Source organism: Bradyrhizobium sp. BR 10261 (assembly GCF_019455395.1).
In the GTDB taxonomy this organism is placed as follows: Bacteria; Pseudomonadota; Alphaproteobacteria; order Rhizobiales; family Xanthobacteraceae; genus Bradyrhizobium; species Bradyrhizobium manausense.
In genome coordinates this window covers 167,145-181,898 of the sequence record NZ_JACOFQ010000016.1, presented here as the reverse complement: position 1 = coordinate 181,898, position 14,754 = coordinate 167,145, and the positions used below count along the sequence as shown (strand labels likewise).

The 14,754-nt window shown below is 62.2% G+C and carries 14 protein-coding genes; 5 read left to right on the top strand and 9 right to left on the bottom strand.

Annotated elements, in window-relative coordinates; all coding sequences use genetic code 11:
* Together HYH07_RS20400 and HYH07_RS20395 are read right to left on the bottom strand one after the other, a co-directional pair.
* Window positions 1-1,193 (bottom strand): glutamate--cysteine ligase (locus tag HYH07_RS20400; protein ID WP_220004170.1); only part of this gene is annotated, 1,193 nt, incomplete at its 3' end.
* Window positions 1,194-1,294: 101 nt separating this feature from the next.
* On the bottom strand, window positions 1,295-1,789 hold the full coding sequence (locus HYH07_RS20395) for a MarR family winged helix-turn-helix transcriptional regulator (RefSeq protein WP_057746026.1): 495 nt from the start codon (window positions 1,787-1,789) through the stop codon (window positions 1,295-1,297).
* A gap of 126 nt (window positions 1,790-1,915) precedes the next feature.
* Between HYH07_RS20395 and gstA the strand changes: the two genes are divergently transcribed.
* Window positions 1,916-2,530 carry a glutathione transferase GstA gene (gstA, locus tag HYH07_RS20390; protein WP_220004169.1) on the top strand — a complete coding sequence of 205 codons (615 nt, stop codon included), beginning with the start codon at window positions 1,916-1,918 and terminating at the stop codon, window positions 2,528-2,530.
* Between the two features lie 155 nt (window positions 2,531-2,685).
* Here the strand turns inward: gstA and HYH07_RS20385 are convergent, their stop codons facing one another.
* From HYH07_RS20385 to HYH07_RS20370, 4 genes are all read right to left on the bottom strand, one after another.
* On the bottom strand, window positions 2,686-4,896 hold the full coding sequence (locus tag HYH07_RS20385; RefSeq protein WP_220004168.1) for an FAD-dependent oxidoreductase: 2,211 nt from the start codon (window positions 4,894-4,896) through the stop codon (window positions 2,686-2,688).
* 155 nt (window positions 4,897-5,051) lie between these two features.
* Window positions 5,052-6,260 carry an acetyl-CoA C-acetyltransferase gene (locus HYH07_RS20380; RefSeq protein WP_220004167.1) on the bottom strand — a complete coding sequence of 403 codons (1,209 nt, stop codon included), beginning with the start codon at window positions 6,258-6,260 and terminating at the stop codon, window positions 5,052-5,054.
* A 41-nt stretch (window positions 6,261-6,301) separates the two neighbouring features.
* Entirely contained in the window at window positions 6,302-8,092 is a 1,791-nt protein-coding gene (locus HYH07_RS20375) for an acyl-CoA dehydrogenase C-terminal domain-containing protein (RefSeq protein ID WP_220004166.1), read from the bottom strand.
* Between the two features lie 40 nt (window positions 8,093-8,132).
* Window positions 8,133-8,519: a nuclear transport factor 2 family protein gene (locus HYH07_RS20370; protein WP_220004165.1), complete on the bottom strand. Its 387-nt coding sequence runs from the start codon at window positions 8,517-8,519 to the stop codon at window positions 8,133-8,135.
* Window positions 8,520-8,694: 175 nt separating this feature from the next.
* Between HYH07_RS20370 and HYH07_RS20365 the strand changes: the two genes are divergently transcribed.
* Window positions 8,695-9,294, top strand: a complete 600-nt coding sequence (locus HYH07_RS20365) for a PadR family transcriptional regulator (RefSeq protein ID WP_220004164.1) — start codon at window positions 8,695-8,697, stop codon at window positions 9,292-9,294.
* 128 nt (window positions 9,295-9,422) lie between these two features.
* Here HYH07_RS20365 and HYH07_RS20360 read toward each other — a convergent pair whose 3' ends face one another.
* Window positions 9,423-9,764 carry a cupin domain-containing protein gene (locus tag HYH07_RS20360; protein ID WP_220004163.1) on the bottom strand — a complete coding sequence of 114 codons (342 nt, stop codon included), beginning with the start codon at window positions 9,762-9,764 and terminating at the stop codon, window positions 9,423-9,425.
* Window positions 9,765-9,988: 224 nt separating this feature from the next.
* Window positions 9,989-10,249 (bottom strand): DUF2934 domain-containing protein, encoded by a 261-nt coding sequence (locus tag HYH07_RS20355; RefSeq protein WP_220004162.1) that lies wholly within the window; start codon window positions 10,247-10,249, stop codon window positions 9,989-9,991.
* 220 nt (window positions 10,250-10,469) lie between these two features.
* Here HYH07_RS20355 and HYH07_RS20350 point away from each other — a divergent pair, with 220 nt between their 5' ends.
* Window positions 10,470-10,700 (top strand): hypothetical protein, encoded by a 231-nt coding sequence (locus HYH07_RS20350; RefSeq protein WP_220004182.1) that lies wholly within the window; start codon window positions 10,470-10,472, stop codon window positions 10,698-10,700.
* 340 nt (window positions 10,701-11,040) lie between these two features.
* On the opposite strand, the gene HYH07_RS20345 is transcribed toward HYH07_RS20350, so the two are convergent.
* Window positions 11,041-11,265 carry a hypothetical protein gene (locus HYH07_RS20345; RefSeq protein WP_220004161.1) on the bottom strand — a complete coding sequence of 75 codons (225 nt, stop codon included), beginning with the start codon at window positions 11,263-11,265 and terminating at the stop codon, window positions 11,041-11,043.
* A gap of 909 nt (window positions 11,266-12,174) precedes the next feature.
* Here HYH07_RS20345 and HYH07_RS20340 point away from each other — a divergent pair.
* Entirely contained in the window at window positions 12,175-13,584 is a 1,410-nt protein-coding gene (locus tag HYH07_RS20340) for an alpha/beta fold hydrolase (RefSeq protein WP_312016687.1), read from the top strand.
* A gap of 206 nt (window positions 13,585-13,790) precedes the next feature.
* Entirely contained in the window at window positions 13,791-14,606 is an 816-nt protein-coding gene (locus HYH07_RS20335) for an SDR family oxidoreductase (RefSeq protein ID WP_220004160.1), read from the top strand.
* Window positions 14,607-14,754: the final 148 nt, after the last annotated feature.

Below are 14,754 nucleotides of genomic sequence, written 5' to 3'. Positions count from 1 at the left end.
TGGGCCAGAACGAGGCATTCCTTGGCGATCTCGAACAGATAGCGGTCCTTGATCCGGGCCTTGAAGCCGAAGCGCGGCACATCGTCGCGCAGGGCCTGGCGCTCATGTGCGGTCCAGTGCTTCACCAAATCCCAGGCCGCATCGAGCGACGCACCGTCATAGAGCAGCCCGACCCAGAACGCCGGCAGTGCCGGCAGCCGACCCCATGGGCCACCGTCGGAGCCGCGCATCTCGAGATAACGCTTCAGCCGCACCTCGGGAAAGATCGTCGAGAGATGATTGGCCCAGTCCGACAACGTCGGACGCTCGCCGGGAAGGTTGTTGTTGCGGCCCTCGAAGAAGGCTCGGAACGAGGAGCCCGACACGTCGATATATTCCTCGCCGCGCTTGACGAAATACATGGGCACATCGAGCGCGTAGTCGACATAGCGCTCGAAACCCATGCCGTCCTCGAACGCCCACGGCATCATGCCTGACCGCGCATTGTCGGTATCGCGCCAGATCTCGGAGCGGAAAGACAGGAAGCCGTTCGGCTTGCCCTCGGTGAACGGCGAATTGGCGAACAGCGCGGTCGCAACCGGCTGCAGCGCCAGCGAGACGCGCAGCTTCTTGACCATGTCGGCTTCCGAGCAGAAGTCGAGATTGGTCTGCACCGTGCAGGTCCGGTACATCATGTCGAGGCCGTATTGACCGACCTTCGGCATGTAATTGGTCATGATCTTGTAGCGGCCCTTGGGCATCACAGGGATGTCGGCGCGAGACCAGGATGGCGTCATGCCGAGCCCAAGGAAGCCGATACCGAGCGGGGCAGCGATCTCGCGCACCTGCGCCAGGTGCGCCATCAGCTCGCTCTGGGTCTGGTGCACGTTCTCGACCGGCGCACCTGACAGCTCGAACTGGCCGCCGGGCTCCAGCGAGATCGCGCCGCCGCCGGTGACGTCGTAGAGCCCGATGATGTTGCCCTTCTCCATGATCGGCTCCCAGCCGAGCAGGAGCTTCATGCCTTCGAGCAGCGCACCGATGCCGCGCGCGCCTTCGTACGGCACGGGACGATGGCCTTCGAGCGTGAACGGCGTCTTCTCGTGCTCGGTGCCGATGCGGAATTCGGACGGGTGCTTGCAGCCGGCCTCGAACCACGCAACGAGTTCGTTGCGTGATTGCAGCGGCGTCATATCGATCTGGTCTCGCGCCATATCAAACTCTAATCAAAAGGGCGCTTCGATCGAAGGCGCGCGGGTGACGGGATGGTCCGCGGACCCCTTGGGGTGCACGGACGAGCTGGTTTGCCGCGCGGTCATCGCGACGGCGTGGTTTCGTTGACGTTGACGACGGGCAGCTTCATCTCGCCGCACGAGCATCCCAGCCGGTCGAGCAGACCGCTGAGCTTGACGGCATCGGCGTCGGAGAGCTTCGAGCCGACGTATTTCTCGATCGCAGCCGAATAGGCGCCCCACATCCGCTTCTGCAATTCGCGGCCGGCCTCCGTGATCTCGACGAACTGGCCGCGCTTGTCGATCTTGCATTCACGCCGGGAGGCGAGCCCCTCGTCGACCAGGCGGTCGATCAGCCGCGAGGTGGAGTATTGCGGGATCAGCATCTGCCGCTCGAGCTCCACCGGCCGCAACTCGCCACTCGGCGCGCGCGACAATTCGAGCAGCGCGTCGTACCACGCCAGTGGCGGGAACCCGGCCTTCTTCAGGTCCTGCTCCACGCAGTCCAGCACACGGCTCTGCACCCGCATCAGGCGGATCCAGGCACTGGTTGCCTCGGTTGATGGTTTGCGCTTCATGGTCTCGCTCAAGCTCGTCGTCCGCTTCTTACCCCACTCGATGCACCTGCATCAATCTTGACTATTGCATGCAGGTGCATGTAGGCGTTCTTTCGCCCCTACCAAGCCTCAAGAGGAGGAAATTCCATGAAACTGTATTACGCGCCCGGCGCCTGCTCGCTGTCGCCCCATATCGCGCTTCTGGAGGCCGACCTGCCCTATGAGCTGGTCAAGGTCGATATCCGGGCCAAGAAGCTCGAGAACGGTGAAGACTATCTGAAGGTCAATCCCAAGGGTCAGGTCCCCGCGCTGGGCCTCGATAACGGTGAGATCGTGACCGAAGGCCCGGTCATTGTCCAGATGATCGCCGACAAGGTTCCGGCCAAGGCGCTGGCGCCCGCCCGCGACAGCTCCGAACGCTACAAGCTGCTCGAATGGCTGAACTTCGTCACCTCCGAGGTGCACAAGAGCTTTAGCCCCATGTTCTCGCCGGTGCTGAACGACGAGGCCAAGGCATTCTTCAAGGACCGCGTCATGGGCAAGCTGAAGCACATCGACAGCCAGCTCGCCGGCCGTGACTACCTCATGGGCAAGCAGTTCTCGGTGGCCGACGGCTATCTCTTCACCATGCTGACCTGGGCCGAGCGACTGAAGTTCGACCTCTCGGCGATGCCGAACCTCTCCGCCTACAAGGCCCGCGTCGCCGCGCGGCCGAAGGTGCAGGAGGCGCTGACCAAGGAAGGGCTGGCGCAGGCGAAGTGAGCCCGCACAGGATGCGAACACGCGAAAGGCCGGATCGACGATCCGGCCTTTTTGTTTCTTCGTAGCCCGGATGGAGCGAGCGCAATCCGGGAGGGCTTTCGCGACTGACAAACTCTTCCCGGATTTCGCTGCGCTTCATCCGGGCTATGAGTGCCTTAAGCCGCCGCCTTCTTTGGCGCGAAACGGCCGTAGAAGGTCTCGCCCTTCGCCGCCATCTCTTCGAGCAGCTTGGGTGGCGTGAAGCGCGAGCCGTATTTCGCCTCGAGCTTGTGGCAGAGCTCGACGAACTTCTTCGTGCCCATGAAGTCGATATAGGACAGCGTGCCGCCGGTGAACGGCGCGAAGCCGAAGCCGAGGATCGAACCGACATCCGCCTCGCGCGGATCGGTGATGACGTGATCCTCGACGGTGCGCGCCGCCTCGACCGCCTGCACCACCAGGAAGCGTTGCTTCAATTCCTCGACGTCGAGCGTGTCAGGATCGAGCTGCTTCGGCTGCAGCGCGGAGAGACCCGGCCACAGGCTCTTCTGACCCTTGCCCTCGGGATAGTCGTAGAAGCCCTTCTTGTTCTTGCGGCCGAGGCGGCCCTGCTTCTCGACCATCTCGACCATCAGCTTCTTCTGATCAGGGTTGATGGCGTTGGGACCGAGATCGGCTTCGGTGGCCTTCATGATCTTGAGGCCGAGATCGAGCGCGACCTCGTCGGAGAGCGAGAGCGGGCCGACCGGCATGCCGGCCATCTTGGCGCAGTTCTCGATCATCGCCGGCGGCACGCCTTCGAGGAACATCTCGTTGCCTTCGGCGACGTAGCGGCCGACGCAGCGATTGGCGAAGAAGCCTCTGGAATCGTTCACCACGATCGGCGTCTTGCCGATCTGGCGGACATAGTCGAGCGCGGTCGCGAGCGCGAGATCGCCGGTGTTCTTGCCCTTGATGATCTCGACCAGCATCATCTTCTCGACCGGCGAGAAGAAGTGAATGCCGACGAATTTGCCCTGGTCCTTGAAGTTCTCGGCCAGGGACGTGATCGGCAGGGTCGAGGTGTTCGAGGCAAAGATCACGTCAGGCTTGAGATAGTCCTGCGCCTTGGCAAAGGTGTCGGCCTTGACCTTGCGGTCCTCGAACACGGCCTCGATGACCAGATCGACGTCCTTCAGGGCCGCGTAGTCCGCGGTCGGCGTGATGCGCGCCAGCAGCTTCTCGGCATCATCAGGCTTGGCGCGGCCCTTCTTGATCTGGTCCTCGATCACCTTCTGTGCATGGGCCTTGCCTTTGTCGGCACTCTCCTGGTCGCGATCGATCAGGACGACGTCGAGCCCGGCGCGGGCCGAGACGTAGCCGACGCTGGCGCCCATGAAGCCGGCGCCGATGACGGCGATCTTCTTCACCTTGGTCGGGGCTACGTCCTTCGGACGGCGCGCGCCCTTGTTGAGCTCCTGCATCGACAGGAACAGGCTGCGGATCATCGCGGCCGCTTCCTTGGAGCGCAGCACCGAGGTGAAGTAGCGCGACTCGACGCGAAGCGCCGCGTCGATCGGCAGCTGCAGGCCTTCATAGACGCAGCTCATGATCGCGCGCGCGGCCGGATAGTTGTCGTAGGTCTCGCGGCGATAGATCGCGTTGCCGGCCGGGAACATCATCATGCCGGCCTTGGAAAACACCGGGCCGCCGGGCAGCTTGAAGCCCTTCTCGTCCCAGGGCGCGACGGCCTTGCCGCCGCCCTTGATCCAGTCCTTCGCGGCCTTGATGAGATCGGCGGCGGGGACGATGGCATGAATGAGGTTGAGCTGCTTCGCCTTGTCGATGGTAACGGGATCGCCCTTGAGCAGGATCGTCATGGCGTCCTGCGGCGGCACCAGCCGCGGCACGCGCTGCGTGCCGCCAGCACCGGGGAACAGGCCGACCTTGACCTCGGGCAGGCCGAGACGCGTCTTGGGATTCTCCGCGGCCACGCGATAGTGGCAGCACAGCGTGATCTCGAAGCCACCGCCGAGCGCGAGGCCGTTGATCGCCGCCGCCCAGGGCTTGCCTGACGTTTCGATCGAGCGCAGCACCTGCGAGAAGCGACGGCTCTGGTCGAACAGCATCTGGTTCGCCGCGGTCTCGCCCTGCTCCTTGAGGACTTTTGCGTAGGCCTGGTTCATGCCTTCGAGCATGGACAGGTCGGCGCCGGCGCAGAACGCCTCCTTGGCGGAGGTGATGACGACGCCCTTCACTGCGGCGTCAGCGGTCGTCTCCTTGACGATCGCTTCGAGCTCACTGGTCGAGGTCTCGTCGAGCACGTTCATCGAACGGCCGGGAATGTCCCAGGTGACGAGCGCGATGCCGTCGGTATCGGTCTCAACCCTAAAGTTCTTGTAAGCCATGTTGGTTGCTCCTCGTGCCGCAGCCGAATGCAGGCGCGGCGGTTGACTGTGATCTCGTAGGGTGGGCAAAGGCGCTCTTGCGCCGTGCCCACCGTCTTTCTCCGATCGCAACAGGTGGTGGGCACGCTTCACTTTGCCCACCCTACGGCAGCTCGTTACACCCGCTCGATGATGGTCGCCGTGCCCATGCCGCCGCCGATGCACAGCGTGACCAGGGCGGTGGATTTGTTGGTGCGCTCGAGCTCGTCGAGCACAGTGCCGAGAATCATCGCACCGGTGGCGCCAAGCGGATGGCCGAGCGCGATGGCGCCGCCATTGACGTTGATCTTGGCGTTATCGATGTCGAAGGCCTGGATGTAGCGCAGCACGACCGAGGCGAAGGCCTCGTTGAGCTCGAACAGGTCGATATCAGACTTCTTCATGCCGGAGCGTGCGAACAGCTTTTCGGTGACGTCGACCGGACCGGTCAGCATCATCGCCGGCTCCGAGCCGATATTCGCGAACGCGCGGATCTTTGCACGTGGCTTCATGCCGTATTTGGCACCCGCTTCCTTGCTGCCGAGCAGGACGGCACCGGCACCGTCGACGATGCCGGAGGAATTGCCGGCGTGGTGCACGTAATTGACGCGCTCGATCTCCGGGTGCGACTGCACCGCGACGCCGTCAAAGCCGCCCATCTGCGCCATCATCGTGAACGACGGCTGCAGCTGCGCCAGCGATTGCATCGTCGTCGAGGGACGCATGTGCTCGTCCTTGGCAAGGATGGTGAGGCCGTTGATGTCCTTCACCGGCACCACCGATTTGTTGAAGCGGCCCTCGTCCCAGGCCTTGGCCGCGCGCTGCTGGCTCTGCACGGCGTAGGCATCGACGTCGTCGCGCGAGAAGCCGTATTTGGTGGCGATCAGATCGGCCGAGACGCCCTGCGGCATGAAATAGGCCGGCACGGCCATCGAGGGATCCATCGGCCAGGCGCCGCCGGAGGCACCGATGCCGACGCGGCTCATGGATTCGGCGCCGCCGCCGATCACCAGCTCATGCTGGCCGCTCATCACCTGCGCGGCCGCGAAGTTCACGGCATCGAGGCCGGAGGCGCAGAAGCGGCTGATCTGCACGCCGGGGACGGCTTCGCCGAGACCGGCCTTGAGCGCGGCAAAGCGCGCGATGTCGGAGCCGGCTTCGCCGACCGGATCGACCACGCCGAGCACGACGTCGTCGACGGAATCTTCCGGCAAATTGTTGCGGTCCTTGAGCGCCTTCAGCGGCACCGTGGCGAGCGCGAGCGCGGTGACTTCGTGCAGCGCGCCGTCCGCCTTGCCGCGGCCGCGGGGGGTGCGAACGTGATCGTAGATGAATGCCTCAGGCATGACGCCCTCCTGATCTGTTGTTCGAATTTGATGCGCGGAAATCAGAACGCTTCCGCCGGCAATTCCATGATGGTGGCGCAGCCGGACTGGATCCGCGCGAGATTGGCCGCGGTCTCCGGCAGCATCCGCTCCATGAAGAAGCGGCCGGTGACGAGCTTGGTCGAGAGATAAGGCGTCGCGCCGCCCTCGGCAATCTTGGCCAGCGTGACCTTCGCCATCTTCGCCCACATGTAGCCGAGCGCGACGAATCCGAACAGATGCAAATAGTCGGTTGCGGCGGCTCCCGCATTATCAGGCTTCATCATCGCGTTCTGCATCAGCCAGGTGGTGGCCTGCTGGAGATGGCCGAGCGAGGTCGAGAGCGGGGTGATGAAGGGCTTCAGCGCCTCGTCGCCGCCGTTCTCCTTGGCGAAGGCCATGACCTCGCCGAAGAAGGCCATGATGGCGCGGCCGCCGTCGCGCGGCAGCTTGCGGCCGACCAGGTCGAGCGCCTGGATGCCGTTGGCGCCTTCATAGATCATGGCGATGCGCGCATCGCGCACGAACTGCTCCATGCCCTGCTCGGCGATGTAGCCGTGGCCGCCATACATCTGCTGCGCCTGCACCGCATTGGCGAAGCCGTAGTCGGTGAGAAAGCCCTTCAGCACAGGGGTCATCAGCCCCATGTGATCGTCGGCGGCCTGGCGGTCCTTCGGGTCCTCCGAGCGGTGGGCGACGTCGCTCTTCAGCGCGGTCCACATCACGAAGGCGCGGGCGGCCTCGTTGAAGGCGCGGATCGAGAGCAGCGTGCGGCGCACGTCGGGATGCACGATGATCGGGTCGGCCGGCTTGTCCGGCGCCTTCACGCCGGTGAGCGCGCGGCCCTGGATGCGCTCGCGCGCATAGGCCACCGCGTTCTGATAGGCGACCTCGGACTGCGCGAGGCCCTGCACGGCGACGCCGAGCCGGGCCTCGTTCATCATCACGAACATGCCCTGCATGCCCTTGTTCTCCTCGCCGATCAGCCAGCCGGTGGCGTTGTCGTAGTTCATCACGCAGGTCGAGTTGCCGTGGATGCCCATCTTGTGCTCGATCGAGCCGCAGACGACGCCGTTGCGGGCACCGACCGAGCCATCCGGGTTCACCAGGAACTTGGGCACCACGAACAGCGACACGCCCTTGATGCCGGCGGGCGCGCCCTCGATGCGGGCCAGCACGAGATGGATGATGTTGGAGGCAAGATCGTGCTCGCCGGCCGAGATGAAGATCTTGGTGCCTGATATCTTGAAGGAGCCGTCGGCCTGGCGCACCGCCTTGGTGCGGAGCATGCCCAGATCGGTGCCGCAATGCGGCTCGGTGAGATTCATGGTGCCGGTCCACTCGCCGGCGATCATCTTCGGCACGTAGGTCTGCTTCTGCTCCGGCGAACCATGCACCAGCAGCGCGGCGGTCGCGCCCATGGTGAGGCCGCCATACATCGAGAATGCCATGTTGGCGGAGATCTGGAATTCGTTGACGGCCTGGCTGAGCGTCACCGGCAGCCCCTGGCCGCCGAACTCGGTCGGCGCGGAGAGGCCGAGCCAGCCGCCTTCCGCCACTTGCTTGAACGCCTCCTTGAAGCCCTTCGGCGTCGTGACGCTGCCATCGTCAGCGCGCTTGCAGCCTTCGAGATCGCCGACGCGATTGAGCGGCTGCAGCACCTCTTCGGCGAGCTTGGCGGCTTCGCCCAGGATCGCCTCGCGCACGTCGCTCGAGGCATCGGAGAAGCCGGCGAGGTTGTCGTAGCGGTCGATCTGGAAGACGTCGTTGAGCAGGAAGTTCACGTCTTCGACGGGGGCTTTGTAGATCGGCATGGTGGTCTCCCGGCAGGCCTTGGAAAGTGATGATGCTGAATCAGGATTGGGCAGCGGCGAGCTGCTCCGCCATCAGGCGGTGCAGCATGTTGATGGCCTTGAGCGGACGCACCATCACCTTGAAATGGGTGATGCGTCCTTCGCTATCGAAGCTGATGATGTCGACGCCGTTGATCTCGATGCCGTCGATCATGGTCTTGAATTCGAGCACGGCGCCATTGGCGCTGCGCCATTCGCCGACATAGCTGAAGCCGGGACCGCCGAGCACCTTCTCGGCACTGGCGAGGTATTTGAAGGTGATGTCGCGCCCGCGCTGCGGGGTGTGCACCACAGGGCTTTCGAACACCGCGTCAGGATGCAGCAGCTCCCACAACGCCTTGGTGTCGTGGGACCTCATGTAGGCGTACCAGGAGTCGAGGCCGGTCATTGTCAGGTGCCTCCCAAAAGGCTTTGGCAAAAACGCGAAAACAACCCCATGCACAGTAGCGCCAGGGGTCGCTTGTCCGGGGGTCTGGAGCCCCACCTCATATGCACATTGACGCATATGCGCCAATGCGCATAAAGTCAAGCTGGTTGGTCAAGGATACTGGGAGGCTGGTCACATGGCGCTGGGCGACGCGATCCTCGCATGCCTGACGGAACGTCCGATGACGGGCTATGAGCTCGCCAAGACGTTCGATTCCTCGATCGGCTTCTTCTGGAAGGCCGACCACCAGCAAATCTACCGCGAGCTCTCCAAGCTGCGCGACCGCGGCTACATCCAGGGCCGCGAGGTCGTGCAGACGGGCAAGCCCAACAAGCTCATCTATACGCTGACTCCGGAGGGCCGAACAGCGCTGCGGCACTGGGCCGCGCGGCCGAGCACCCCGCCCTCGATCAAGGACGACCTCCTGGTCCGGCTGCATGCGCTCGACAGCATCGACATCGAGCCGATCCGCACCGATCTGATGGACCGGCTGGAGCACCACCGCGACCGGCACGCCAATTACGAGCGCATCCTGAAGAAGCGTTTTCCCGACGGGACGGCGGAGGGCCGGCTCGACCTCGGCAATTTGCTGCTGCTTCGCCTCGGCGCGCGGCACGAGCAGATGGTGGCCGATTTCTGCGAAGAGGCGCTCGAGGCGCTGTCGGCGATGTCAGGCAAGGACAAGGGAATGGGCACCGTGGTGCCGCTGGAGGATGGCAAGCGGGAGAAGAGCTGAGGGCGCCGACGGCTAGGTCAGGGCGCTTACTCATAGGACCCGGGAGCGGTCCTCATCCACGGCGGTGCATCACCGGACCCATAGACTGGTCGATTTCTGCGCTCTGCTGATCCGATTGCGACAAGCGCTCACTCGAAATGGACGGCGAGCCAGACCGTTGGCTCTTGCGGCTCCGTCCACTCGACGCGATGGCGTGTCCTTGCAGGGATGAAAACGTAATCCCCCACGCCCAGCGATCGCGCGGCGAGCTCATGTTCGAACTGCAATGTGGCGCGCCCTTTCAGCACGATCACCCACTCGTTCCACGCCTGATCATACCAGAAGCCCGGCGGACTAGTTTGCCCCTGCGATATAATGCGCTCTATCTTCAAGCCAGGCCGCGCGAGGATTTCGCTGAACGCCTCTTCTCCTATGTTGGCGGCCGAAACATCCGCCACATCCGCGAACAGATTGCTTGGCTGGATTGTCATCGATATTCCCACGCGTCTGCAGAGCCGAATTACCTACAAGCCCACGTAGCGTCCCATTCAGGTCCGTTCAACGGAGCATAGCGGACTGGATTCGCTCACGTTGAGTTCTTCGCATTTTGACCCCAAGGCGGACTTTCATTAGCTGGTCCGGCGCCCGCCTGCTCCGAAATTGTCGAGCTTTTGCTGCTTGGCAAACAACGGCGAACGACCCCCAGAGCGCGCCGCTAATCCTCGTCTTTCCGCTGGTCGGTCTCGGTCTCTGCCAGAAGCCAGAAATCGAAGTCACGCCCCGTAGGGCGTCCAGCCTGTTCCCATAGTTCAAATGCGCGCGCCCTGATCCTACGTCGCCGTGACGAGTGGAATAGCCTCTGCTTCAAATCATCAGCGAACCGCCTCAACCGACTTGCGGTTGACTGGTCGAGCGTGGTCGCCGCTATCCGGGTGGCAAGTTCGATCTGATGTTCAAGTCTCTCGCGGTCCTCCATGGCACCGCTCCGCCTTTCGGCGGTACTACTCCGGAGGCGGGCGATTATTTCCCCGGAAAGCTCCCCCGCGTTCGGCGCAGCGCGGACGATCGTCCGGTAAGTTCACTTCTGCACTCACGGGGCCTTAACCCACTCCGGAGCATCCGCTGTACGCTGTGCCAAAAGGGGCCTAGCGTTGCGCATCATCCCTCAGTGAGCCCGTCCTTGCAGGGAAACTCGCATGGAAGACATTAAGGCGCATTTGGAGAAGCTCAAAACGCAAATCGCGGAATGCGAGATGATCCGCGATTTGGCGACGAGCCGTGCGAAGCGCGAGACATTCGCCAAAATGGCGGAGCATTTCAAAGTGCTTGCCGAGCAGCTTGAAATGGTAGTCCGGACCGGCTCAATGAGCGCCTTCCTCTCTGACGACGCCCACCAGCCAACTCCGAAAGAGGAACCGGACCCGTAGTTCTCCGGCGGGGGCTAGGCTGCGAGGTCGAACGTCGCAATCAGAGCACGGACCTCATCCGCCAATTGGCGATAGTGCTCGCTCGCTCTCAAATAAAAGCCCCGATTGCTCTCATTTGCCGTCCTAGCAGTCCTTTGGCATTCAGCAGCAAGGCTCTCATAACGCTCTAACTTGGCTTGAAAACCGCTCATCCCAGCTACCCAACTTTTTACAAAGGGAGCCGAACTTATTCGCGGATTTATGATGCGGCAAGAGGGTTGGACTATGCTGCATCGCAAATTCGAATGCCTTGCCTACCGCTCGAAACGGTCGCCGCTTCTACTGGCCTGTGAGGCCAGCGTCATTCTGCCGCGTGCAGACCTTGCTCCGTGGGCTCATAGCGAAAACCGCGCTTCACGAGCCAGCCACCTTCGACCATTCTCTGTGCCAAGGGCAGGGAGCACACGGGCTGATTACCGCCGGGATGATGAAGACCGTCATTACGTTCGACGAGAAAACCATAGACACGCGCGAGCCGCAGGGGCTTGAGCATTCCGGGAAATAGAACGACTGGCTCGTCCTTCATGTCTCAGCCAAGTGGCTGGACCGGCAGTCGTTCCCAAATATTCGTACATGGCAGGCGCTGGCAGTAGCGAGCCCTGCCGACTCAAGGTGGACTGCGCTACGTCTGCGCAGCGGGCGAGTTTGCGATATTCATCTCGCCCGGAGCGCAACCCGGCACACGCACGCAGATGGGCTGGGAAGTCGATTATATCTATACAACGGTGCGCGAGCTTCGTGCGCGGGGCGTCAAGTTCGACGAGTATGACCTGCCCGGTCTGAAGACGGTCGATGGGATAGCCGAAATAGCCGGGAATTACGCCAGCAAGGGTATCGGTGAACGAGGCGCGTGTTCCGCGACAGCGTAGGCAATCTTCTTGGGATCGGGCAGCCAGTTCGATCCTGACGCACCTCTGGGGCGCCGAGGTCTGCAGTTAGCCCATCGCTGTCCAGCGGAATGCTCGTTGGGACGTCGGCTGTCGGTTGTAGAGCGGAAACTGATTGCAGCGATCTGGACCGCCGATTTTGGACCCTGAGCGGACATCGGCCAACCGATTTTGGTGCGATGCGAAGCACAGCGAAATCGATCCGCGACGTGCGGGGCGCGGGTGCTTTGGTCGTATGGCCAACACCTCTGTTCTCACTTGAGCGACGACGCCTCGCCGACCTTGCGGCAGAGCATCGACTGCCGGCGGTCTTCTTCAGCAGGAACTTTGTCGAGGCTGGCGGCCTCATGTCCTACGGACCAAGTCTTCCCCATTTGAATCGGCGCCGCGATTTACGTAGGTAAGTCGGTTGGCATGAGAAACAGGACATCATGCTCGACGCCATTACCCCTGAAGCGGATACGTCAGGCCGCGGCTAACGAGGGGTTTTTACTGGCGCCATTCCATTGCATATGATTTGCTTGGGCTATGTGACGGAGGACACTTTCGTGGTTCACGCGCGCGTCGAGCGCCGGCTGGCAGCAATCCTGGCAGCTGACGTAGCCGGCTATTCACGGCTTATGGGCGATGACGAGGAAGGCACTCTTGCCGGATTGAAAGCGCACCGCCGGGAGCTGGTCGATCACAAGCTCAAGTCCCACCGCGGGCGTCTTATTAAAACGACTGGTGACGGAATGCTCGTGGAGTTTTCGAGCGCCGTTGAAGCAGTGAAGTGTGCTGTCGAAGTTCAGCGCGGGATGGTCACCAGGAACGCGAGTATTCCTCCCGATCGACGTATTGAATTCCGCGTAGGGATTAACGTCGGTGACATCATTGAAGATGAGGGCGATATTTTTGGAGACGGCGTCAACGTCGCCGCGCGGTTGGAAGGCATGGCGGTGCGGGGCGGCATCTGCATTTCCCGGCAGGTCCTTGATCAGATCGATGGCAAGCTAAAGCTTCCCTTTCGCGAGCTGGGCCGGCAGAACCTCAAGAACATCGCGCGACCGATCGAAGTCTATGCCATCGATCTGGGCAAGGGCGGCTCGCCCGCAGCGCGTGTCCTATCGGCAGCAAATCTCAAACAGACCATCCGCTATTGCAGGGCCATTGATGGAGTGCGGTTGGCCTATGCGAAGGTTGGAAGTGGACCAGGCTTATTGAGATCGGCGCATTGGCTTGGCCACCTCGAGTATGACTGGGATCTTCCGCTCTACCGTGATTTTCTGCTCGGGCTTGCATCTTCATTCACGCTCGTCCGTTACGATGCTCGCGGCAACGGCCTCTCGGACTGGGACGTCGGCGAGCTCTCGCTTGACGCATGGGTCAGGGACATGGAAAGCGTGGCCGACGCGGCCGGGCTCGACAAGTTTCCGCTTCTCGGGTTCTCGCAGGGCTGCGCCGTTTCGATTGCGTTTGCGGTCCGGCATCCGGAGCGCGTAACGCACCTGATCCTCTATGGTGGGTTTGCGGTCGGCGCCAATAACAATCCAAATCTTTCGGCCGCCGATCGGGAGCGGTTCGCGGCAATGAAAACACTGATGAAGCTGGGTTGGGGCGCGGATGAGCCGACCTTCCGGCAGCTCTTTACATCCTCGATGTTACCAAGCGCCACCAAAGAACAGGTCGACGCCTTCAATGAGCTTCAGCGTCTCAGCGCCTCGGCGGAGTGTGCGGTACGTTACCTCGAAACTGTAGCGAATTTCGACGTCCGGCCCCTCCTCAAGCAAATTAAGGCCCCTACGCTCGTGATGCATGTTCGAGACGACCGCAGGGTTCCAATCTCTTTGGGCCGAGATATGGCCGCGGAAATTCCGGGCGCAAGATTCGTCTCGCTGCCTGGCCAAAATCATATGTTGCTATCGCAGGATCCCGGCGCACCTATTTTCCAGGAGGAAGTGCGCAATTTTCTACTCTAGCACTTCGTGCGGCCGCGCGCGTGCTGCTTGATGCTCATTGGCGGCACGGGAATGTCGCCCTTTGGCCCCTGGCTGACCTCAGCCGGGAGCGCGCCGACGTCTGCTTCCGCAAGATCACCCGACCGAGGGCATGCGGCCGCCAAGAGCCAGTTGACCCCGGGTGGACAAAGCAGTCACATATCATCACCCCACGCAGGGAGGTTGCAATGAGCGATGCCGTTGCAAGTGGTCGCCGGGCTCTTATTACTGGCGCATCGTCCGGAATAGGGATGGTGTACGCGGAACGACTGGCGCGTGAAGGCTATGATCTCATTCTGGTGGCGCGTCGGCGCGACCGACTTGTTGATCTGGCGGAGAAACTGAAGAGAGGAAACGGCATAGCTGCCGAGGTCGTTTGCGCCGATCTGACAGACAAGCAGGCTTTGGCTAGAGTCGAGACGCTGGCCGGTGGCGACGAAGCGCTCAGCTTGCTGATCAACAATGCAGGCTTTGCGGGTTATCGGCCGTTTGTGTCAAACGATCCTGAGGTCATTGACGATCTAGTCGACATTCATGTGCGAGCGGTTGCGCGGCTTTCGCGAGCGGCTCTGCCGGGGATGGTTCGACGACGCAAAGGTGCGATCATTAATGTGGCGTCCCTGCTTGCCATCAGCGCTGTGCTGCCGCCAGACCCGCTGCCATCGCGCGCGACCTACGCTGGCGCAAAGGCCTTTATTTTGGCCTTTACTCAGGCGCTGGCAGGCGAGCTGGAAGGCACCGGAGTCGATGTCCAGGCTTGTCTGCCGGGCCGGGTCAGCACTGAATTTCATGTCGCGCACGGCATCGACACCAGCAAACTTCCCCCTGCGATGACGGCCGAAGACGTCGTCACCGCTTCGCTATCGGCACTTTCGCGCCGAGAGGTCGTTTGTATTCCTGCACTTGCTAATCCCGCCTTGTTCAGCGAACTTACGGACGCGCAGATCAAAGTGTTTCGCAACAGCGCAATGCAACCGACTCTCGCAGAGCGGTACATGACTTGAACCGAAACAGCTGGACTGGATCAAGTCGGGTTTTGGCCAAAGCTGACGTAGATCGATTTCCGCTGCTCGGTCGCTTCTAGAGGCAGAGCGGACGTGGCGGATTTGATGAGTACACGCCTGGATCGGTGAAGGCTTAACGAGCGATCTG

Excerpts from the sequence above, each read along its gene's own strand:
- HYH07_RS20395 (WP_057746026.1), bottom strand. The coding sequence starts at position 1,789 with ATGAAGCGCAAACCATCAACCGAGGCAACCAGTGCCTGGATCCGCCTG.
- gstA (WP_220004169.1), top strand. The coding sequence starts at position 1,916 with ATGAAACTGTATTACGCGCCCGGCGCCTGCTCGCTGTCGCCCCATATC.
- HYH07_RS20385 (WP_220004168.1), bottom strand. The coding sequence starts at position 4,896 with ATGGCTTACAAGAACTTTAGGGTTGAGACCGATACCGACGGCATCGCG.
- HYH07_RS20380 (WP_220004167.1), bottom strand. The coding sequence starts at position 6,260 with ATGCCTGAGGCATTCATCTACGATCACGTTCGCACCCCCCGCGGCCGC.
- HYH07_RS20375 (WP_220004166.1), bottom strand. The coding sequence starts at position 8,092 with ATGCCGATCTACAAAGCCCCCGTCGAAGACGTGAACTTCCTGCTCAAC.
- HYH07_RS20370 (WP_220004165.1), bottom strand. The coding sequence starts at position 8,519 with ATGACCGGCCTCGACTCCTGGTACGCCTACATGAGGTCCCACGACACC.
- HYH07_RS20365 (WP_220004164.1), top strand. The coding sequence starts at position 8,695 with ATGGCGCTGGGCGACGCGATCCTCGCATGCCTGACGGAACGTCCGATG.
- HYH07_RS20360 (WP_220004163.1), bottom strand. The coding sequence starts at position 9,764 with ATGACAATCCAGCCAAGCAATCTGTTCGCGGATGTGGCGGATGTTTCG.
- HYH07_RS20355 (WP_220004162.1), bottom strand. The coding sequence starts at position 10,249 with ATGGAGGACCGCGAGAGACTTGAACATCAGATCGAACTTGCCACCCGG.
- HYH07_RS20350 (WP_220004182.1), top strand. The coding sequence starts at position 10,470 with ATGGAAGACATTAAGGCGCATTTGGAGAAGCTCAAAACGCAAATCGCG.
- HYH07_RS20345 (WP_220004161.1), bottom strand. The coding sequence starts at position 11,265 with ATGAAGGACGAGCCAGTCGTTCTATTTCCCGGAATGCTCAAGCCCCTG.
- HYH07_RS20335 (WP_220004160.1), top strand. The coding sequence starts at position 13,791 with ATGAGCGATGCCGTTGCAAGTGGTCGCCGGGCTCTTATTACTGGCGCA.